This is a genomic window from Nocardia tengchongensis (assembly GCF_054781395.1).
Genome location: NZ_BAAGUM010000006.1, coordinates 1,102,837 through 1,121,552, shown reverse-complemented (window position 1 = coordinate 1,121,552; position 18,716 = coordinate 1,102,837). Strand labels below are relative to the sequence as shown.

Here is an 18,716-nt window from a genome sequence, read left to right as displayed (position 1 = left end):
CCGCGCGACCCCGCCGCCCGCGTCATCTCCGGATGCCGGGCGGTGCTTTTTTCGTCGGGCTGTCACGCCGCCGCGACTTCCGGCGTCTTATGGCCATGAATGACAGCATGGAACCCCGAATCAACCTGTACGCCAACGCCGTCGGCGCCAAGCTCGGCAAGCGCTTCGCGAGTGTGGGTGTGGCCGTCCAGCAGACCGGCTTGCCGAAATCGCTGCTCGAACTGGTCGAGTTGCGGGCCAGCCAGATCAACGGCTGCGGCTTCTGCGTGGACGCGCACACCAAGGAATTGGCCGCCGCCGGCGAACCGGCCGTCCGCATCAATCTGGTGGCCACCTGGCGCGAATCCACCGTGTTCACCGAGCCCGAACAGGCCGCCCTGGCCCTCACCGAAGAGGGCACGCGGCTGGCCGACGCGAGCCCCGGCGTCTCCGACGAAACCTGGTCCCTGGTCCGCAAGCACTACGACGAGGACGAAGCGGCGGCCCTGGTCTACGCCATCGCCTTGATCAACGCCGCCAACCGCCTAGGGGTCATCACCAAGACCAAGGGCGGCTCCTACGAGCCCGGCACTTTCGAGAAGATGGCCGACTGATCCGGACCGGATCCGGCCGTGGCGACCGCACTGGCGCACGGCGGGGCTCGGAGGTGGCAGGCTAGCGGGATGGCCGATGAACCGGAAGTCCAGAAGGATCTAGAGAACGACGCGGCGGAAACGCCTGCGGAAGCCACGAAACGGAAGTTCCGGGAAGCGCTCGAACGCAAGAACGGTCACGCCACCGCCGGTGGGGCCGGTCAGAATGCCGCCAAGGTGCGTGGCACCCACGCGCAGGCGGGAGGCAAGCGCACCTTCCGCCGCAGGGCGGGCGGATAACACCGAAACCCCCGGCAGTCGGACTGCCGGGGGTCGGTTTTCGGGGGAGTGGTCAGGCGCCGAAGTCGGCGCGGTGGTCGGCGGCCCACTCGGACAGCGGGCGTCCGGGCTTGCCGGTGACGACGGTCGCGGGGCGCACCCGGTCGGGGGTGGTGAGGGTGTCGGACCAGTAGTCCAGCAGCATCTTCATGATCGGCTCGGGGATGAATTGCGAAGTCTCGGCGCGGAATTCGTCGGCGGTGATCTCGATCAGCGGAATCTCCCGGCCCAGCGCGGCGGCCAGCGTGGCGACCTGCTCGGCGCGGGTCAGCGCCTGCGGGCCGGTGATCGGGATGATCCGCCCGGTGTAGTCATCGGACAGCAGGGTTTCGGCGGCGGCCTCGGCAACGTCGAATTCGTGGATCGGAGCCTGCGCGGACCCCAGGTACGGGGCGCGGATCGGCGCGCCCGAGCTGATCTGCCAACGCCATTCGAGCAGGTTGTTGGCAAAAGTGCCGGGGCGCAGGATCGTCCACCCGCCGGTGCGTTCGGTCACGGCCGCTTCGATGGCGCTGTGGTGCAGCTGGCTGGCCGAGCCCCGGTCGCGGGGGAACTCCATGGCCGCGGCCAGCGAGGACAGCACGGTGAAGCGCTGGACCCCGGCGGCGACGGCCGCGTCGAGGAAGACCTCGATCCCGCGGGTGGGGAAGACGAACACGGCATCGACGCCGTCGAAGACCTGCGCGCCGAGCGTTCCGGCGTCGGTGAGGTCGCCGGCGACGACCTCGACCGCTGCGGGCAGGTTCGCGTCCTCGGGCTTTCTGGTCAGCGCGCGGACTGTGGCGCCGCGGGCGAGGAGGGTGGTGACCAGGTGCCGGCCGACCGCGCCGGTGGCGCCGGTGACGAGGACGGTGGGGCGGGAGTTGCGAATCTCTGTGCTGCTCATGACATGAATGTTTCCGGTAAAGCCCCTGCCCCCACATCACGAGAATTCGTTATTTACCGCGCCTGTCCGTGTCACAACCGGGCCGTGCGGTCGGTCATGGAGGCATGACCATCGCACACACCTGGCCCGGATGGGTCGCCACCGCTTTCCTCTGGTTCCTCGCCCTCGAGTTCTCGATGGGCGCGATCACAAAGTTCTGGCCCGGCCCCACCTTCTTCGGGCCCGCCTACTCGATCAAGTTCCCGGAGTGGGGCTGGCCCGCCTGGTCCCGTTTCGTCGTCGGCGGCATCGAAGGCGTTTGCGCGCTGCTGCTGGTGATCCCGTTCCACGAGGCCAGATTCCTCGCCGCCGCACTCTTGATCCTGGTGCTGACCGGCGCCGTGGTCACCCACATCATCAATCACCACGGCCCCAAGGAAAGCACCGCCGCCCCAGTGCATTTGGCCATCATGGTGATCATCGCGCTCGCCACCTGGCCGCCGCACTGGACCGATGTGATTCAGCCCGGGCAGTGGTCGTAGCGGGTGTTCAGCGGCAGCAGTTCGGGTCGAGGACCAGGCACAACGCCGAGAGCGCGTCGCGCAGGGCGCGGTGGTAGGTGTTCATGCCGCGGCGTTCGGATTCGACGAGTCCGGCCTTCTTGAGCTGGCCGAGGTGGTGGCTGACGGTCGATTCGGCGAGGCCGACGGCCTCGGCCAGCTCACCGGTATTCCGCGCCCCGGTGGGGTCGGTGAGCAGCAGGGACAGCAGCTTCACTCGCACCGGGTCGGCAATGGCCTTGAGCCGCAGGGCGATTGCGAGGGCGGCGGCGTCGTCGATCGGTCCGGCCGCGACGGGTGTGCAGCAGACCGGGGCGGACATGTCGATCACGGGCAGCGCCTTGGGCATGAATCCACCGTACCAACCTTCTTGACATATGTCGAAAATGTGGCGCAGACTCGGGGTTGCCAGTTCTTTGATATATGTCTCACAAGTGGAGGTACGGTCTCATGTCCCGTGTTCAGCTCGCCCTCAATGTCGATGACCTCGATCAGGCGGTCGCGTTCTACTCGACGCTGTTCAAGGTCGAACCGGCCAAGCGCAAGCCGGGGTACGCCAACTTCGCGATCGCGGAGCCCCCGCTCAAGCTGGTGCTGATCGAGAACCCCGGTCAGGGCGGCAGCCTCAATCACCTTGGCGTCGAGGTCGAATCCAGCGACCAGGTGCACGGCGAGATCGCCCGGCTGTCGGCCGCGGGCATGTTCACCGAGGAGCAGATCGCGACCACCTGTTGCTTCGCCACCCAGGACAAGGTGTGGGTGACCGCGCCCGATGCCGAGCGCTGGGAGGTCTACACCGTTCTGGCCGACAGTGAAACCTTCGGTACCGCACCGGTATCGGCCTCCGGCGAGACCGCCGACGACGCACAGGCCATGGCGATCTGCTGCGGCACCGCCGAGGAAGCCGCCGCCGAGGGTGCGTGCTGCGGCAGCTCCGCCAAGGCCGACGCGGTGGCCTCGGGTGCGTCCTGCTGCGGCTGAGCAGCGGATTCGTTCACCCGACATCCGCTTGCCAACGGATTCGATATCCATCAATATCGATCAGTGTCGAAACAAGAACTGCCGCTGCTGGGCGTGACCTCACCCGCATGTGAGGTCACGCCCTTGGCCCGCCAACCCTTGACACCGCAGGCCGCCACGGACCTGGCCGCGGTCTTCAAGGCGCTGTCGGACCCGGTCCGGCTCCGGCTGCTGTCGCTCGTCGCCAGCCACGCCGGGCAGGAGGCCTGCGTGTGCGACCTCTCCGCCGGCTTCGATGTCTCGCAACCCACCATCTCCCACCACCTGAAGGTGCTGCGCGAGGCCGGGCTGCTGTCGAGCGAGCGGCGCGGGTCCTGGGTGTACTACCGGGTCGAGCACGCCGCCCTGCGTCAGCTGTCGGCGCTGCTCGACATCACGCTGCCCGAGGCGGTCACCCGATGAGCCTGCTGGGACGCCGGCTGCTGGCCGAGTTCATCGGCACCGCACTGCTGGTGTGCGTGGTCGTCGGCTCCGGCATCGCGGCCCAGCAACTGTCGGCGCACGATGTCGGACTCCAGTTGCTGGAGAACTCGACGGCCACGGTGTTCGGTCTCGGGATCCTGATCCTGACCCTCGGCCCGGTCTCCGGCGCGCATTTCAATCCCGTTGTCTCGGTGGCGGATTGGTGGGCGGGCCGCCGCACCGGCACCGGATTGACCATCCCTGACCTGGCCGCCTACATCAGCGCGCAGGTGCTCGGCGGGATCGCCGGCTCGGTGCTGGCCAACATCATGTTCGACCTGCCCGCCGTCCAGATCTCCGGCCACCACCGCGTCACCTCCGGTCACCTGGTCGGTGAGGTGGTGGCCACCGCCGGCCTGATCGCGGTGATCTTCGCACTCGCCCGCACCGGCCGAGCCGCGCTCTCGGCCGTCGCTGTCGCCGCCTACATCGGCTCGGCGTACTGGTTCACCAGCTCCACCAGCTTTGCCAACCCGGCGGTCACGACGGGACGAATCTTCTCCGACACCTTCGCCGGTATCGCCCCCGCATCCGCCCCCGCCTTCATCGCCGCCCAAGTCCTCGGTGCCGCACTCGGATTCACCCTGATCGGGTTGCTGTATCCCGGCCCCGTCCCGGCCGAGAACATCGTCACCCCCAACCCCGCCTGAAAGGTCGTGCCCGCTGATGAGCGCGAAACCCAGTGTGCTGTTCGTCTGCGTCCACAACGCCGGCCGCTCGCAAATGGCGCAGGGCTTCCTCGCCCACCTCGCCGGTGACGCCATCGAAGTGCGTTCCGCCGGAACCGCGCCCGCCGAAACCATCAACCCGTCGGCGGTGGCCGCGATGGCCGAACTCGGCATCGACATCATCGCGCAGACGCCGAAGGTCCTCACCCCCGACACCGTCCAAACCTCGACCGTCGTCATCACCATGGGCTGCGGCGACACCTGCCCGTATTTCCCCGGCGTCGACTACCGCGACTGGACCCTCGACGATCCCGCGGGCAAGGGGGTCGACGCCGTGCGGCCCATTCGCGACGAAATCCGGACGCGGGTGGAACAACTCGTCAAGGAACTGCTCGATCCCGGTCAGGACCAAACGCGATGACCGATGCCGATCCCGTGCGGTCACCCGCGGCGTGGCGTGGCGCGGACTTCACCGATCCCGCCGAATGGGCGACGGTCCTCACCGACACCCAGCGCGAGGAGATCGCCGCCGCCGCCCACGCGGCCACCGCCGCCGGCCTGACCGCCGGGACCTTGCGCCGTGAGGACTTCTCGCTGCCCGGACTGGCTGAGCTGCTGCAGGATTGGGCGCTCACCCTGTCCCAGGGCCGCGCGTTCGTCCTCATCCGCCGGTTCCCCATCGACCTGCTCACCGACGCCGAAACCGAACTCGCCTATGTCGGTCTCGGCTTGCATCTGGGTACCCCGGTCAGCCAGAACGCCGCCGGTGATCTCCTCGGCCACGTCCGCGACGAACGCGTTCCGCGCACGGGGCCCGCCGTGCGCCTCTACACGACGAATCAGCGTCAGGACTTCCACACCGACGGCTCCGACCTGGTCGGACTGCTGTGCCTCGAGACCGCGAGATCCGGTGGCGAAAGCCGCATCGCCAGCTCCCTCGCCGTCTACAACCACATTCTCAGCCACCGCCCGGACCTCATCGAGGTTCTGCGCCAACCCTTCCATTGGGACCGCAATGATGAGCAATCACCCGGTGAGACACCGTATTTCACGCTCCCGGCCATCCACGACATCGACGGCACACCCCGAATCTTCTACATCGGCTGGTACATCCGAGATGCCCAACGCCACCCGGGGGTCCCGCCTCTGACCGCGCAGCAGCTCGAAGCCATGCGCATGCTGGAGGACACCGCCAACGACCCCGCTTTCTACCTCCCCATGGAGTTCGCCCCCGGCGACGTCCAAATCCTCAACAACGCCAAGATCCTGCACAGTCGCGAGGCATACACCGACCACGAAGATCCGGCCCGCCGCCGCCACCTGCTGCGCCTCTGGCTCACCGCCCATGCGTTCGCCACCGTCGAAGACTTTCTCCGCGAAGGCATTCCACGCCGTCAGGATTGACAGACGAAAGGGCCGGTCCGCACCGCGGACCGGCCCTTTCTCGTGTGCGCTAAGGGTTGTAGATCTCGACGTAGGCGTTCGTCGCCACGGCGAAGACGCCGGGACCCATCCCGGTGCAACCCGCGGACACTCGATCACCCGACGGCGTGAACGGATAGCTCAGCACCTTGTAGGGGCCGATGGCGTACAGCGGGAACGGTCCGCTGGCGTAGAGGCCGACGCAGTCCAGGTGGAGCACATAGTTCGAGCCGCCGTCGGGCGCGCACACCGCCGACGCGTCGAACATTCCTTTCGTCACGCTGCAGTCCTGCGGCGCAGCCTGTGCGCTGCCCGATCCGATTACAGCGACGAATCCCAATCCCGTAATGCTCGCGGCCGCAACTCGCGCGACAACACCCAAAGACCTTCGCATGACACCCCTTCAGTTCGCGTTGCATGCAGAGCTACGAATCGAGACGTTCCGATGGCTATCGGGCAGACACCCGCTTTTGTTGCGCCCTCCGTCTGGGACCGCCATCCAAATCCGCCCGGATTCAGCTGCTGACCAGCCCAAAGTCTTGGCAACAAAATTCTGTGGATCCACTCGAAATCATAGTTTCACAGCCAAACGGCATTGCCTTACAGCTCTGCCGTCGAGTGTCGGAAGACAGTCACCTCGCAGCTACGCAAGCGGTCTGTTCCCAGTCCGCTGCCTTCAGGTCACCTCGCGGTGCGTCGGCGATGCTCGGCCACGTGCACCCGGGTCGAGCATTGGGTGGTGCAGAAGCGGCGCTTGCCGTTTCGGGAGGTGTCGACGAAGACGGTGTCGCATCCGGCGCGGGCGCATCGGCCGATGCGGGTCGGGGCCTCGCAGAACAATGTCGCGAGACCGAATGCGGTGTAGGCCTTCACCCGTTCGTCCACCGGGGCTGTTTCCTCGGAGTAGTGCAGGTGAGGGGCGCGGCCGTCGTGCACCGAAATGTATGGGCGGCCAGTGGTTTTGGCCAGCAGCACGTTGAGCCGCTCGACGGAGGGATCGCGGAATACCGCATCGAGTTCGCGTATCCACCGTCGCAATTCGGCATCCTGTCGTGCATCGATCACGCCGATCGGCTTGTAGCCGATCTCGGCGAGCAGACGTCCGAGATCTTCGTCCGGTGCCGCGTTCACCAGTCGGACGGCCAGCTCGGCGGCTACACCACCGTAAGGGTTGAAGTGCACTGAACCATTACATCAAGGTGAAGGCATGTGCGCCACCTGCCCCGAATGTTCCTGGCCGACACCCACTGTCGTCTCCGCCCACGGCAGCGTCCGCTATCTCCGCTGCGTATGCGGCAAATGGTTGGTCGAGTCCCACGGCGTGATGCTGGCAACCGCCGGCACCAGCGCGTTCGCGAATCAGAACACCTCATCATGACAACGGCTGACACTGCGATCCGATGGGCCCCGCGAAACGCAGAACCGCCCGTGATCTCTGCCGAGGCCACGGGCGGTCCGTCGTGTTGATTGCGGGCGGGTACTACCTGGCCGCGACCGCCGACCAGCCGTAATAGCTAGCGGAGGTGCCGGCCGCCACGGTCGCGACAGGGTCGCCGCTGCAGTCCTTCGACGCGAACACCAGGAAGTCACGCGAGCTTCGATTCTCGAACCGGATATCGCGTGGGAACCCGCTGGCCCAGCACGAGTCCAGATCGCTGAGTTCCAGCGTCCCGTCGACGATCACCACCTGCCGTCCATCCCCGGCACCGAACGACCCGGTAGGCAGCGCCGAAGCAACCGGCGCACCGAGACTGACCACCGCAATAGCGAGAGAGCTTATGGCAGAACGCATTACAAAAGTCATCCGGTGATGGTATCGCCCAACCCAACCCAAGCCCGCCCGCGTGCCACGCACCGCGTAGGGTGCTCGGCTGCGGCAGCGAGCGGTTGCCGACCACCGCAAACGTATAGGGGCCAGGGGGTCTCGGTGCGAACCCGTCTGTCGGCGCAGCTCGCTACCGTTGAGGAATGGGGTTGGATAGCCGAGTTGATCGTTCATTTGTGGCTGAGATTGCCGAGGCTGCAAGGGGGTTCGAGTGGGTATGGACGCGTTCTGGCGTCGAGGGGTTTCGTGTCCAGCCAAGGGATGATGTCCGGGTTTCGGGCACCGATCGGGTGGACTACATCGTGGTGACGGTCGCGCAGGCGAGCGGTCTGGACGAGGCCGATGATCGAGCGTGGCTGCCGATCGTTTTTTTCGAGGTGGGCACCGAGTTGTGGAAGCTGTGGGGCGCGCCGACCGGTGTGCGAGTAGCTGGGGAGATTGGTGCGAGTTGGACCTTTCCGAATGTCGTCGTCGGAGTGGTAGCCGCCGCGCGGTCCGTCGAGTTGTGGCTGATCAATCCAGCCGAGCAGATGCGCTTGGCTGACATCGAACGCCGGGCGATCGCAGAGTTCACTACCTCGGTGGAATGGACCGACACGGTCGCCGCTGTCGCGGTGCTTGCGCGGATCGATCCGGGCAGCTGGACGCGTACGGATGTGGACCGCGTCTTCGATGCGGTCGAGTGGGGGCGCGAGGGGGAGAACGACGAGTCGGGGACGGTCAAGGGCGGCTCCGGCACTGCGTCCCTCTACGCCTTTCGCACCTCGGATTATCAGCGCCGTTACGGCTACGGCGAGTTCGAGGCCATGTGGCTGACGGCAGATCTGCCCGAGGAAGTCTTGGACCTGGCGTATTCGGATCTGTTGGCCGATGCGTTCGAATACTCGGCACGCCGTCGTATGTGGGCGGCCCCAAAGCGTTCGCTACCTGGCGAGGGAATACGACGACGCTGACCCTGTCCCGGAGTGCGCTGTTGGGGGTCGAAGTGGATCTCTACCCAACCGAGGCCAAGGAGAACGAGGAGTATTCCAACGCCAAGTGGGACGAGCGCTGGGAACCGTCGGATCTGTGGCGGATCCGCCCGGACCACACCTCCAGCCGCGCTGATCTCGACGGAATGTGGTTCCCGCCGGATCGGAAGGTCACCGACTGGGAGTCCTTCGATCGAAATGTGCAGCGGCTCTTCACTTCACTCGCGGCCGACATGCCGGTACTCCATCCCCACGCAACCTCGATCATCTGGGTCATCGTTTCGGCGGACGAGCAGATACTCGCCGCCCAGGGCTGGTTCGAAGCCACGCGCAGCCGGGTGGAGACCAAGAATGGTGACGAGCTCGAGTTTCGAGACTTTCCGCCCGGCCCTGCTGCTGCCGAAGAGATCGTGAAGCTCACTCAGGCGGTGGTGCGGACGGTTGCCGAGACTCCGGACGGATTGCGGTACTACGCGTTCGCTCCCTCCACACCACAGGCGTTGATGGACTTCCGGCTCGGCCTCGCCGACAGCGTCAACAGGTAGTCCGAGCGCGCACAGGTAGGAACGACAAAGGGCCCGATCCTCTGTGAGGATCAGGCCCTTTGATTGTGGAGCTAAGGGGAATCGAACCCCTGACCTTCTCGATGCGAACGAGACGCGCTACCAACTGCGCTATAGCCCCGCGTTGATCGTTTCCGATCCGCGCTCGGAGAACTTTAGCAGGTGGGATGGGGAGTCGACGAATCGGCTGGTTGGGGGTGGTTTTCTAGGATGGGTGGGTGGACATGAGCGGGCATTCTCGGGTGGGGGCGTGGGAGGGGCCGGTGCGGAGGATGCTGGCCGGGTCGGGGCGGCCGGAGTTGGGGTGGGCGGAGCTGCGGTTGCTGGGGGAGGGGCAGGACAGTGTTGCCGTGTCCGCAGTGGACAGGAGCGGGCGGTATGTGGTGCGGATGCCGAAGGGGGCGGACGGGGCGGTGGGGGTGCGGGTGGAGGCGCGGCTGTTGCCGGAGTTGCGGGTGGGGGTGGCGATACCGCGGTTCCTGTTCACGGCGCCGAATCCGCTCGGACCGGGGGAGTGCTGCGTGTATCCGGAGGTGCCGGGGGAGGTGTTGAGCGCGGACGAGTGGCGGCGGCGCGGGTTGTCGCGGCGGGCGGAGACGGCGCGGACCGTGGCGGAATTCGTGGACGCCGTGCACGCGTTTCCGGTGCGGCGCGCACGGGAAGTGGAAGTGGCGGACTGGGATACGCGGCGGGAATTCGCGAGCGATCTGGAGTTGGTTCGAGCACAGGTGATTCCGTTGCTGCCAGCGGCGGACGGGCAGCGGCTCCTGGATTTGTGGGATGAATTTCTGTCCACCGACCGGAATTTCGAATACGAGCCGATGCTGATTCACGCCGATGTGAGCGTCGACCATCTGCTCGTCACCGGCGACCGCATCACCGGGGTGATCGATTTCGGTGACGTCCGGATCGGCGACCCCGACTACGACCTGTGTTACCTGTGGACCGGGGCCGGCCCCGAATTTGTTCGACAGGTGCAGGAATTCCGCGGGCAACCGTTCGACGACCGGCTCATCGCCAAACTCCGGTTCTGGGAGCGATCCGACCGCGCCATCGACATCCTGCACGCCATCGAACACCGCCTCCCGGACTTCCGGGACGAGAGCGTGCACGCGCTACGCGCCACCCTGGCCGGGCCGGACTAGACAGGTTCGCTGTAGGAGTCGAGAACGCGCAGGAACAGGTCGATCCGGTAGTCGAGGACCGCGGCGTTGTCCGGCTCCAGCAGACACTGGCCCAGTGTCCCGTCGTGCACGGCGACCAGCGCCCGCCCCAGCGCCGCCGGATCCGGCACCCGCCGGCCGTTGCGTCCCAGCAGCGCCACCACCACCGGTGTGAGCGCCGCCGCGATCGCCTCCTCACGCGCGACCATCACCTGCCGCAACGCCGGATTGCGCAGCGCGTGCGCGGTGAATTCCGAGGTGATCCGAAACCATTTGTCGTCCACCGGAACTGCCGTGAGCACCTGCTCGACCGCGCGCCGCGGATCCGCCGCCACACTGCCCGGCGCGTCGAGCACCGCCGCGGCCTCGTCCAGCATCAGCGCCGAACGCTGCTCCCACATCGCGAGAAACAGCTCCTCCAACGAGGTGAAATTCGAGTAGAACGCGCCGCGCGTGAAGCCCGCCCGATCACACACCTGCTCGACCGAGCACCGGCCGAAACCTTCCTCGGCGAACGCCTCGAAGGCCGCATCCAGCAGCCGCTGCCGCGTCTCGGCCCGCCGCCGCGTCCGGACACCGGTCACGCCACCCCCGCCGGAAGTGGCGCCGTCGCGCCCGGATTCGTCATCGGCCCTGCTCACGTCCGTATCGTAACCGGTGCGCCGGGGTCGGCCCCGCCACTGCCGACGGGTCAGGGCAGGCCCGCGGCGCGGGCGGCGTCGCGCAGGACCTGCTCGAGCATGGCGGGGGTGAGGCGGCCGGTGAAGGTGTTCTGCTGCGAGGGGTGATAGGCGCCGAACAGGTGCACGGGGGAATGCCCCTGGGCCGCCGGGGCCAGTTCGACGTGGGCGCCGTGACCGAATCGGGGCTTGGGTGTGGGGATCTCCCAGCCGGATTCGGACAGGGCGGGCAGCGCCGCCTGCCAACCCCAGCCGCCGAGCACGACGATCGCGCGCAGCGTGGGAGCGAGCAGGGTCAGTTCGGTGGTCAGCCAGCGACGGCAGGTGTCGCGTTCCACGGTGGTGGGCTTGTTGCCGGGCGGGGCGCAGTGGACGGGCGCGGTCACGCGAGTTCCCAGCAAACGCAGCCCGTCGTCGGCGGAGACGCTGGTGGGCTGGTTGGCCAGGCCGGCGGCGTGCATGGCGGCGATGAGGAAATCGCCGCTGCGGTCGCCGGTGAACATGCGGCCGGTGCGGTTACCGCCGTGCGCGGCGGGCGCGAGACCGATCAGCAGCAGCCGGGCGTCGGCCGGACCGAGGCCGGGAACCGGCTTGCCCCAGTAATTCTCGTCACTGAACGCGGCGCGTTTCTCGTGTGCGACCTGTTCGCGCCACGCCACCAGGCGCGGGCAGGCGCGGCAGGCGATCAGTTCCGCATCGAGCTGGGCAATTGTGCGGCACACCAGGAGACTCAACCACAGCCGAGCCCACACCGTGCGGCTGCGCGGCGGCATGGCGTACCGGGCATACTGGGCGCCGTTAGCCGAGAGTTAGCGATCTAGGAAGGGAACCGGGCGTGCAATGAGTGATCTCGTCGAACTCGGCACCGCCGCCGATGCGGCGCAGAGCGCGGGAAACCTGATGGGAGTGTTCGCATTCGGCGTCTCGGGCGCGCTGCTCGCGGTGCGCCGCCGCTTCGATGTGGTCGGCATCGCGGCGCTGGCGATCGCCACCGCGACCGGTGGCGGCGTCATCCGCGATCTGGTGATCGGCCGCACCCCGCCGCGCGCCTTCGTCGACCTCTCCTACGCCGGGACGGCGCTGCTGGCCGCGATCCTCATCTTCTTCTGGCACCCGCCGGTCCGGCTGACCCGCACCCCGCTCAATATCGCCGACGCGGTCGGGCTCGGCATCTTCTGTGTGACCGGCACGGTCACCGCCTTCCAGTACGGCATGTCGGCCACCTCGGCGGCCGCGCTGGGTCTGGTGACCGCGGTCGGCGGGGGTGTGATCCGCGATGTGCTGGCCGGGGTCACACCGAGCGTGCTGAGTGACGGGGAGCTCTACGCGGTGCCCGCGCTGCTCGGTTCCGCGGTCACGGCGACCCTGCTGCACTACGGCCAATACACCTACTGGACAGGCGGTTTGGCCGGTGCCGGGGCGGTCGCGCTGCGCCTGATCGCGCTGTATCGGCACTGGCACGCACCCATGGCCCGCCCGCACCGCCGCCGCCAGGACGACCCCGCGGCCCGGTGAGCCGTGCGGCTCTGTCGTGTCGCCCGGCACGCCCCGCCGCGATTGATAGCATGGCGAAGGCTTGGCCCACCAGCTGTGAATCACACCTCGAGAGAGTTCCTTCCAATGCAGTTCGAGATCGTCGAGCGGGACGAGACCTGGGTCGCCGGTTTACCGGTGCGCAGTCCCAAACGCGCCCTCGGTGAACTGCGTGACCACGACCTGGAGGTGGCCTGGGCCGCCGTCCTGCACCAGGACCTCGGTGGCCCACTGGCCTCGGCCTACACCGACTACGCGGCGGAACTGGGCACCTACAACACCCAGATCGTCGGCTACCAGTGCAGCTCCCTCGACGAGGTGACCCGCGGCCATCTGGTGGCCCGCCTGCCCCGCGGCACCTACGCCCGCTTCTCCTCGATCGGCAATTTCCCGCAGGTGATGACCGACCTGTGGACGCAGATCGCCTATGCCGAGGAGCACAACCAGATCAAGCGCATTCACACCGGCGATTTCGAGACCTACCCGCACGCGTACAAGATCGATTTGTATCTGGCGGTCGAGCCGTCATGACCTATTCGATCGTGGTCCGCTCCGGCGGTGTGTACGGCGGCCTGGTGGTCCCGCGGGTGCGCCCCAGCTTCAAGGTCTCCAACAGCGAGCTCATCGAATTCCTGCGCGACCGTCTGCGCGACCGCGACGAGGTCGAGCGTCCCCTCGCCACCGTCTACGTCCCCGACCCCGCCGGCAACTACAACGTCCTGGTCTCCTACGAATACCCCGGCCCCGACGAAGCCCCCATCGGCGACATCCTCATCCGCGTCCCCAAGGGCGTCTACGCCCGCTTCCGCCCCAACGGCGACTACCACGACCCCGTCGAGGACGTCTGGGCCCAGGTCGACGACGCCACCGCCTCCGCCGAGATCACCCGCGCCTTCCGCGAGGAGATCGAGATCTGGCACGGTCCGGCTGAACTGGAGCTCTTCATCTCCATCCTGGTGTGATAGCTAATTGTTAACTGATCGAGAACCAACCGGTCTTGTTGTGGGTTTTCATGACTGATAGCAATGGTTTGACCAGCATTGATTTCTGGAGATGCGTTTGGATTTCGGGGGATTAGCCGGATGCCTGGACAATTTCAGTTGGCTGGCGGATACTCCCCTAGGTGCCTCAGCCGGGCCCGGCTGAAGCACGACCGTACCCGGTGGGATACGCAAGAGGGTTGCGCGAAGTAAGTGCATTAGTGGAGCGGAACTATATGGCTGTCGAACCGATCGCGCTTGCCCCGACGGAAAGCCCTGGTAGCGGGATGCTCCGGTGCGCGGATACGCAGTCCGGATACACGATTCTGATCGGCCCGCCGCACGCGGATCCGCGGTTGTGGCGTGAGTACCTGGCCGGCGCGCTCGCGGTCTACCGGCACTACGGAGCCGAGGAGGCCGTCGAATACGACGCCTGGCTGGACGGTTCCACCACCGCCCTGTTCTGTGTGGCGCTGGACTCCGACGGACGCGTGGTCGCGGGCGTGCGTGCCGAAGGTCCGCATCAGCATGTCGACCAGGTGCATGCGGTCCGAAGCTGGGCGGGCCGGGCGGGTGACGCGGCCTTTCGCAAGCTCGTCGCTGACCAGATTCCCGATGGCGTCATCGAATCCAAGACAGGTTGGGTGGCCCCGGACGCCGAGCATCGGCACGCGCTGGCCGACTGGGTCGCGCGGGCGATCGTGCAGAGCACCGTGCTGCTGGGCGCTCGGTATTCGACGGGCATCGCGCCGTCGCACGTGATCGATCGCTACCGAACGACCGGTATGGCCGTGGTGTGGTGGGTTCCGTCCTCGGGCTATCCGAACGATCGCTACATCACCCACCCCGTGTGGTGGGACATGGAGAACTACCGGGAGCGCGGCACGCCCGAGCAGGTTCGCCGGGTGGAGTCCGAACTCGCCGAACTGTACGCCAGTGGGCCCGTGGATTGGACCGGCGGCGAGAGACTGGCCCAGGCATGAGCGGCGATTTCCCGGCGGTCGGTGAATATCGGCCGCTCTTGCTCGATGAATTCGATTCGGTCGACGCCGCGAAACTCGGAAGATTGCGCGCAGACCCCACAATTGAATTTACCGATTTGCGCGATTTGCTGCGTTCGGAATTCGCAGGACTGCTCGATCCGCCGGAATTGTCGGAAGGGTCCGAATCTGATCGCTGGATTCATTATCCCTGGCGCCGTGCTGTAATTGCGCTGCCCGGTCCGCAATTGCTACGGGCGCTGCGGCTGGACCGTAATCGCAACCATCTCACCCGCCATGAGCAATCCAGGCTGTCCGAACTGAGCATCGGCGTGGTCGGGCAGAGCGTCGGCCATGCGGTGGCGTACACGCTGGCGCTGGAAGGCATCTGCGGCCGGCTGCGGCTCGCCGACTTCGACACCATCGAACTGTCGAACCTCAATCGCATCCCCGGATCGGTCTTCGATATCGGACGGAACAAGGCGGTGGTCACCGCCCGGCGCATCGCCGAACTCGACCCCTATCTGCCGGTCGAGGTGTACGAGGCGGGAGTCGCCGACCACAATCTGGACGATTTCCTGACCGATCTGTCGATCGTGGTCGAGGAATGCGACTCGCTCGACATCAAACTGGCCGTGCGTGAGGCCGCCCGCCGGCATCGCATGCCACTGATCATGCAGTCCAACGATCGTGGGCTACTCGACGTGGAGCGGTTCGATCTGGACCCGGCGCGACTGCCCTTCCACGGCATGCTCGGCCATACCCGGGCCGCTGAGCTGCGCGGACTGTCCACTCGCGACAAGGCGCCGCACGTCATCCGAATCCTGGACGGCGCCAGGCTGTCCGACAAGCTCGCGGCCAGCATGGTGGAGGTCGGTGAGACCCTCAACAGTTGGCCGCAGCTCGGCTCGGAGGTGCTGCTGGGCGGTGCGAGCGTCGCGACCGCGGTGCGCCGGATCGGGCTCGGCCTGAAGCTGCCTTCGGGGCGTACCCGGGTGGATGTCGACCGCTCGCTGGACGAGATCGCCGAACCGGCGCCGGTCGAGGATCTGGTGTGGCCCGAGGAAGAGGCCGAGGATTCGTTGCCCGAGTCGGGCATCGCGGCGATCCTGGCCTGTGCCCAGCGTGCGCCCTCCGGCGGCAACGCGCAGCCGTGGAGACTGCGTGCGGACTCCACCTCGATGACGATTTCCCTTGCGCCCGAACGCTCTTCGATGATGGATATCGGGTACCGCGGCAGTGCGCTGGCGGTCGGCGCGGCGTTGTACAACGCCCGTGTCGCGGCTGCGGCCCAGGGAATGCTGGGCGACAGCGAGCTGCACACCGGCGGGCCCGACCTGCTTTCCGCGGTGCTGCGCATGGGGACCGGCGCCGATTCGGAACTGCGCGGTGACTATCACGCTCTGCTCGCCCGGCACACCAATCGCCGCGACGGTACCGGTGTGCCCGTGCCGACGGCAGTGATGTCGGAGCTGGCCGAGACCGCCCGGCGTGCGAATGCCGAGTTCCGCTGGGTCGATGATGTCGAGAGTGTCGCCGAGGCCGCCGAGGTGCTCGCCGAGTCCGAGCGCGCCCGATACCTGACTCCGGCGATGCACACCGAGATGATGGCCGAGCTGCGCTGGCCGGGTGACGATCTGCGGACCGGCATGGACCTGCGCACGCTGGACTTGGCGCCGGACGAGCTGGCCAAGCTCGAGATCGCCCGCCGCGCCGACGTCATGGCATTGCTGCGCTCCTGGGCGGGCGGGATTGCGCTGGTCGAGGGCACCAGGGACAAAGTCCGGTCGAGTTCGGCGGTGGCGGTGCTGACCTTCCCCGCCCCGGCCCCCGGTGATCCGGCCGAATTGGCGGCCTACGCACGTGCCGGCGAGGCGCTGCAGCGGGTCTGGATCGCCGCCGAACGCCACGGATTGGCCGTGCAGCCCGTCTCCCCGCTCTTCCTGTTCGCACGACGCCCCGAGGAACTGAGAGCGGTTTCCCCGGAGTTCGCCGATACACTAGCGTCACTTCAGGGCCGCTTCGTGGACCTGATGGGAGTGCCGAGCACAGGAACGATGGCATCGATTCTGCGTCTCGGCTACGCGGCCGAGCCAACGGTTCGAAGCAGACGGCTTCCCATACCCGATGCGACGCCCGCGGCGAGTGAGATCGGAGACTAAGGTGCCCCGGCGAACGCTCGACTCATTGGTGACCCAGGTTGCCTCCGAGTTGATGGCGGTCGATGCCACCACCATGGCGGCCGCCAGTGAACAGGTGCTGTCGTGGCTGGTCGAGCACTTCGACGTCGATTTCAGCTTCCTGCGTTTCACCGATCAGGTCCGGCGGGTCTCGGTGCTGGTGGCCGAATGGCCGAAGCGACCCCCCAGCGAGGACGACGACCTGCTACAGGTGGCGCATCTCGATGATCCGCAATCGGCGCTGGCCCAGTTGTCCCACACCACCGAGCCGATCATCATCCGACCGATCCCCGAGTTCGCCGACTACCAGACCCTGATTCAAGAGGCCACCGGGATCGACTCGGTGTCGGTCGCGGCCGTGCCGCTGGTGTCGCGTGGCGAACCCACCGGCATCCTGGGCTTCATCAAGGCGGGTGACCGGGAGTGGAGCACCCGGGAACTCAATGTGCTCAAGGCGATCGCCGCGCTGTTCGCGCAGTTGCAGGCGCGCGTGGTGGCCGAGGAGCGGTTGCGGTTCATCGCCATGCACGACGACCTGACCGGGCTGGCCAATCGGCGGTCCTTGCTCGAGCACATGGAGGATCGGCTCAGATCGGGCCGGCCGGGGCCGGTAGCGGCGTTCTTCCTGGATCTGGATCGACTCAAGGCGCTCAACGACTTTCTCGGGCACACCGCCGGGGACAATTTCATTCGCACGCTCGCGACCCGGCTGCGCGAGAATCTGGATCCGGACGACATGATCGCCCGGCTCGGGGGCGACGAGTTCGTGATCGTGCCCGCCAAGCCGATGGACGCGGAGGCCGCGGGACTCGCGGCGACGCGGATTCAGCAGCTCATCGCCCGGCGCGTGACGGTGGGGGAGGAGACCGTCAGTCGCGGCGCCAGCGTCGGCGTGGCGCTGGGGATTCCGGGGGAGACCACGGTCGCGGACGCGTTGCGGCGCGCCGACCATGCCCTGCTCTCCGCCAAGTCCAGCGGTGGCAACGGCGTCGCGGTGTTCACCGACGCCATGCGGGCGCAGTTCGAGCTGCAGGACGATGTGGAGTTGAACCTGCGTAGTGCGGTGTCCGACGGGTCGCTGGTGTTGCACTATCAGCCCGAGGTGGATTTGCGCACGGGGCGGGTCGTCGCGTTGGAGGCGTTGGTGCGGTGGCAGCATCCGACGCGTGGGTTGTTGCCGCCGGGTGCGTTCGTGGGGGTGGCGGAGGCTACCAATCTGGCGGGTGAGCTGGGGCGGTGGGTGATCCGTACGGCCAGTGAGCAGTTCGCGTTGTGGCGGCGGCGGGGGCTGGCGTCGAATGTGGTGATCCGGATCAATGTGTCTCCGGTGCAGCTGGTTTCGCTGGACTTCGTGGAGACCATGGAGGGGATTCTGCGGCGGTACGGGATCGACGGGTCGTCGGTGTGCCTGGAGATCACCGAACATGTTGTGGTGCAGGATCTCGCGCGCACGCAGGTGACGTTGCGCGGGCTCAAGCGGATGGGCGTGCAGATCGCGATCGACGACTTCGGGACCGGGTATTCGTCGCTGTCGCATCTGAAGGCGCTGCCGGTGGACGCGGTGAAGATCGACCGCGGGTTCGTGCAGCGGCTGGGCGCCAGCGCGGACGATCTGGCGATCGTGAAATCGATTGTGGGGCTCGCGGGTTCGTTCGGCCTCGGGGTGGTCGGCGAGGGTGTGGAGACGACGGTGGCGGCGCGCACGCTGGTGGCGCTGGGCTGCTATCGCGCTCAGGGCTTCCTGATCGCGCGGCCGATGCCGGCCGAGGAGGTCGAGGAGCATCTGGCGGCGGGCCGGATCGCGCTGGATCTGGACCTGCCGGGGACCAGCCGGTCGGTACTGCCCGGCCCGAACTGACCGCCTCCGAAAATTATCCGAACCTCCAGGAAATCGGGTCGGAACCGGTACTCGTACGACTCGCGAACACTATTG

At 67.0% G+C, this 18,716-nt stretch carries 24 protein-coding genes and 1 tRNA gene; 17 read left to right on the top strand and 8 right to left on the bottom strand.

Features of this window, described 5'->3' with window-relative positions:
* The first annotated feature begins 107 nt into the window (after nucleotides 1-107).
* Together ACYVKL_RS16295 and ACYVKL_RS16290 are read left to right on the top strand one after the other, a co-directional pair.
* Nucleotides 108-593, top strand: a complete 486-nt coding sequence (locus ACYVKL_RS16295) for a carboxymuconolactone decarboxylase family protein (protein ID WP_379164168.1) — start codon at nucleotides 108-110, stop codon at nucleotides 591-593.
* 69 nt (nucleotides 594-662) lie between these two features.
* Complete coding sequence (locus tag ACYVKL_RS16290) at nucleotides 663-872, top strand: DUF5302 domain-containing protein (RefSeq protein WP_379164165.1); 210 nt, start codon at nucleotides 663-665, stop codon at nucleotides 870-872.
* 52 nt (nucleotides 873-924) lie between these two features.
* On the opposite strand, the gene ACYVKL_RS16285 is transcribed toward ACYVKL_RS16290, so the two are convergent.
* Nucleotides 925-1,797: an SDR family oxidoreductase gene (locus ACYVKL_RS16285; protein WP_379164162.1), complete on the bottom strand. Its 873-nt coding sequence runs from the start codon at nucleotides 1,795-1,797 to the stop codon at nucleotides 925-927.
* Between the two features lie 104 nt (nucleotides 1,798-1,901).
* On the opposite strand from ACYVKL_RS16285, the gene ACYVKL_RS16280 reads away from it, so the two are divergent.
* Nucleotides 1,902-2,318: a DoxX family protein gene (locus ACYVKL_RS16280; protein WP_379164159.1), complete on the top strand. Its 417-nt coding sequence runs from the start codon at nucleotides 1,902-1,904 to the stop codon at nucleotides 2,316-2,318.
* Nucleotides 2,319-2,325: 7 nt separating this feature from the next.
* Here ACYVKL_RS16280 and ACYVKL_RS16275 read toward each other — a convergent pair whose 3' ends face one another.
* Nucleotides 2,326-2,685 (bottom strand): Rv2640c family ArsR-like transcriptional regulator, encoded by a 360-nt coding sequence (locus tag ACYVKL_RS16275; RefSeq protein ID WP_379164157.1) that lies wholly within the window; start codon nucleotides 2,683-2,685, stop codon nucleotides 2,326-2,328.
* 101 nt (nucleotides 2,686-2,786) lie between these two features.
* Between ACYVKL_RS16275 and ACYVKL_RS16270 the strand changes: the two genes are divergently transcribed.
* The 5 genes from ACYVKL_RS16270 to ACYVKL_RS16250 all read left to right on the top strand — a co-directional run bounded on the left by ACYVKL_RS16270 (nucleotide 2,787) and on the right by ACYVKL_RS16250 (nucleotide 5,890).
* Nucleotides 2,787-3,317 (top strand): ArsI/CadI family heavy metal resistance metalloenzyme, encoded by a 531-nt coding sequence (locus ACYVKL_RS16270; RefSeq protein WP_379164154.1) that lies wholly within the window; start codon nucleotides 2,787-2,789, stop codon nucleotides 3,315-3,317.
* Nucleotides 3,318-3,380: 63 nt separating this feature from the next.
* A complete protein-coding gene (locus ACYVKL_RS16265; RefSeq protein WP_379164151.1) occupies nucleotides 3,381-3,758 on the top strand; it encodes an ArsR/SmtB family transcription factor in 378 nt (125 codons plus the stop codon).
* Nucleotides 3,755-4,468, top strand: coding sequence for an aquaporin (locus ACYVKL_RS16260; protein WP_379164148.1), 714 nt, complete (start codon nucleotides 3,755-3,757; stop codon nucleotides 4,466-4,468). Before ACYVKL_RS16265 ends, ACYVKL_RS16260 begins: the two co-directional genes overlap by 4 nt.
* Nucleotides 4,469-4,484: 16 nt before the next feature.
* Nucleotides 4,485-4,907: an arsenate reductase ArsC gene (locus tag ACYVKL_RS16255; RefSeq protein WP_379164145.1), complete on the top strand. Its 423-nt coding sequence runs from the start codon at nucleotides 4,485-4,487 to the stop codon at nucleotides 4,905-4,907.
* A complete protein-coding gene (locus ACYVKL_RS16250) occupies nucleotides 4,904-5,890 on the top strand; it encodes a TauD/TfdA family dioxygenase (protein ID WP_379164142.1) in 987 nt (328 codons plus the stop codon). Before ACYVKL_RS16255 ends, ACYVKL_RS16250 begins: the two co-directional genes overlap by 4 nt.
* A 49-nt stretch (nucleotides 5,891-5,939) precedes the next feature.
* Here the strand turns inward: ACYVKL_RS16250 and ACYVKL_RS16245 are convergent, their stop codons facing one another.
* The 3 genes from ACYVKL_RS16245 to ACYVKL_RS16235 all read right to left on the bottom strand — a co-directional run bounded on the left by ACYVKL_RS16245 (nucleotide 5,940) and on the right by ACYVKL_RS16235 (nucleotide 7,712).
* Complete coding sequence (locus tag ACYVKL_RS16245) at nucleotides 5,940-6,188, bottom strand: hypothetical protein (RefSeq protein WP_379164139.1); 249 nt, start codon at nucleotides 6,186-6,188, stop codon at nucleotides 5,940-5,942.
* Nucleotides 6,189-6,589: 401 nt separating this feature from the next.
* Entirely contained in the window at nucleotides 6,590-7,090 is a 501-nt protein-coding gene (locus ACYVKL_RS16240) for a CGNR zinc finger domain-containing protein (protein ID WP_379164137.1), read from the bottom strand.
* Between the two features lie 298 nt (nucleotides 7,091-7,388).
* Nucleotides 7,389-7,712, bottom strand: a complete 324-nt coding sequence (locus ACYVKL_RS16235; protein WP_379164134.1) for a hypothetical protein — start codon at nucleotides 7,710-7,712, stop codon at nucleotides 7,389-7,391.
* Nucleotides 7,713-7,909: 197 nt separating this feature from the next.
* On the opposite strand from ACYVKL_RS16235, the gene ACYVKL_RS16230 reads away from it, so the two are divergent.
* Nucleotides 7,910-8,686, top strand: coding sequence for a DUF6301 family protein (locus ACYVKL_RS16230; RefSeq protein WP_379164131.1), 777 nt, complete (start codon nucleotides 7,910-7,912; stop codon nucleotides 8,684-8,686).
* 32 nt (nucleotides 8,687-8,718) lie between these two features.
* Entirely contained in the window at nucleotides 8,719-9,249 is a 531-nt protein-coding gene (locus tag ACYVKL_RS16225) for a hypothetical protein (protein ID WP_379164128.1), read from the top strand.
* 66 nt (nucleotides 9,250-9,315) lie between these two features.
* Here the strand turns inward: ACYVKL_RS16225 and ACYVKL_RS16220 are convergent.
* Nucleotides 9,316-9,388 (bottom strand) — tRNA-Ala (locus ACYVKL_RS16220).
* 103 nt (nucleotides 9,389-9,491) lie between these two features.
* On the opposite strand from ACYVKL_RS16220, the gene ACYVKL_RS16215 reads away from it, so the two are divergent.
* Nucleotides 9,492-10,412 carry a phosphotransferase gene (locus tag ACYVKL_RS16215; protein ID WP_379164125.1) on the top strand — a complete coding sequence of 307 codons (921 nt, stop codon included), beginning with the start codon at nucleotides 9,492-9,494 and terminating at the stop codon, nucleotides 10,410-10,412.
* On the opposite strand, the gene ACYVKL_RS16210 is transcribed toward ACYVKL_RS16215, so the two are convergent.
* Both ACYVKL_RS16210 and ACYVKL_RS16205 read right to left on the bottom strand, forming a co-directional pair.
* Nucleotides 10,409-11,014 (bottom strand): TetR/AcrR family transcriptional regulator, encoded by a 606-nt coding sequence (locus tag ACYVKL_RS16210; protein ID WP_357192383.1) that lies wholly within the window; start codon nucleotides 11,012-11,014, stop codon nucleotides 10,409-10,411. The genes ACYVKL_RS16215 and ACYVKL_RS16210 overlap by 4 nt on opposite strands.
* Before the next feature lie 107 nt (nucleotides 11,015-11,121).
* Entirely contained in the window at nucleotides 11,122-11,883 is a 762-nt protein-coding gene (locus tag ACYVKL_RS16205) for a uracil-DNA glycosylase (RefSeq protein WP_379164122.1), read from the bottom strand.
* Between the two features lie 67 nt (nucleotides 11,884-11,950).
* Here ACYVKL_RS16205 and ACYVKL_RS16200 point away from each other — a divergent pair, with 67 nt between their 5' ends.
* The 6 genes from ACYVKL_RS16200 to ACYVKL_RS16175 all read left to right on the top strand — a co-directional run bounded on the left by ACYVKL_RS16200 (nucleotide 11,951) and on the right by ACYVKL_RS16175 (nucleotide 18,641).
* Nucleotides 11,951-12,625: a trimeric intracellular cation channel family protein gene (locus ACYVKL_RS16200; RefSeq protein WP_213559388.1), complete on the top strand. Its 675-nt coding sequence runs from the start codon at nucleotides 11,951-11,953 to the stop codon at nucleotides 12,623-12,625.
* A gap of 105 nt (nucleotides 12,626-12,730) precedes the next feature.
* Nucleotides 12,731-13,174: a GyrI-like domain-containing protein gene (locus tag ACYVKL_RS16195; protein WP_213559389.1), complete on the top strand. Its 444-nt coding sequence runs from the start codon at nucleotides 12,731-12,733 to the stop codon at nucleotides 13,172-13,174.
* Nucleotides 13,171-13,605 (top strand): effector binding domain-containing protein, encoded by a 435-nt coding sequence (locus tag ACYVKL_RS16190; RefSeq protein WP_357190832.1) that lies wholly within the window; start codon nucleotides 13,171-13,173, stop codon nucleotides 13,603-13,605. Before ACYVKL_RS16195 ends, ACYVKL_RS16190 begins: the two co-directional genes overlap by 4 nt.
* Before the next feature lie 254 nt (nucleotides 13,606-13,859).
* Nucleotides 13,860-14,606, top strand: coding sequence for a hypothetical protein (locus ACYVKL_RS16185; protein ID WP_379164118.1), 747 nt, complete (start codon nucleotides 13,860-13,862; stop codon nucleotides 14,604-14,606).
* Nucleotides 14,603-16,765 (top strand): Rv1355c family protein, encoded by a 2,163-nt coding sequence (locus tag ACYVKL_RS16180; protein WP_379164116.1) that lies wholly within the window; start codon nucleotides 14,603-14,605, stop codon nucleotides 16,763-16,765. The genes ACYVKL_RS16185 and ACYVKL_RS16180 overlap by 4 nt, the downstream gene beginning before the upstream one ends.
* A 52-nt stretch (nucleotides 16,766-16,817) precedes the next feature.
* Entirely contained in the window at nucleotides 16,818-18,641 is a 1,824-nt protein-coding gene (locus ACYVKL_RS16175) for a putative bifunctional diguanylate cyclase/phosphodiesterase (protein ID WP_379165749.1), read from the top strand.
* The last annotated feature ends 75 nt before the right edge of the window (nucleotides 18,642-18,716 follow it).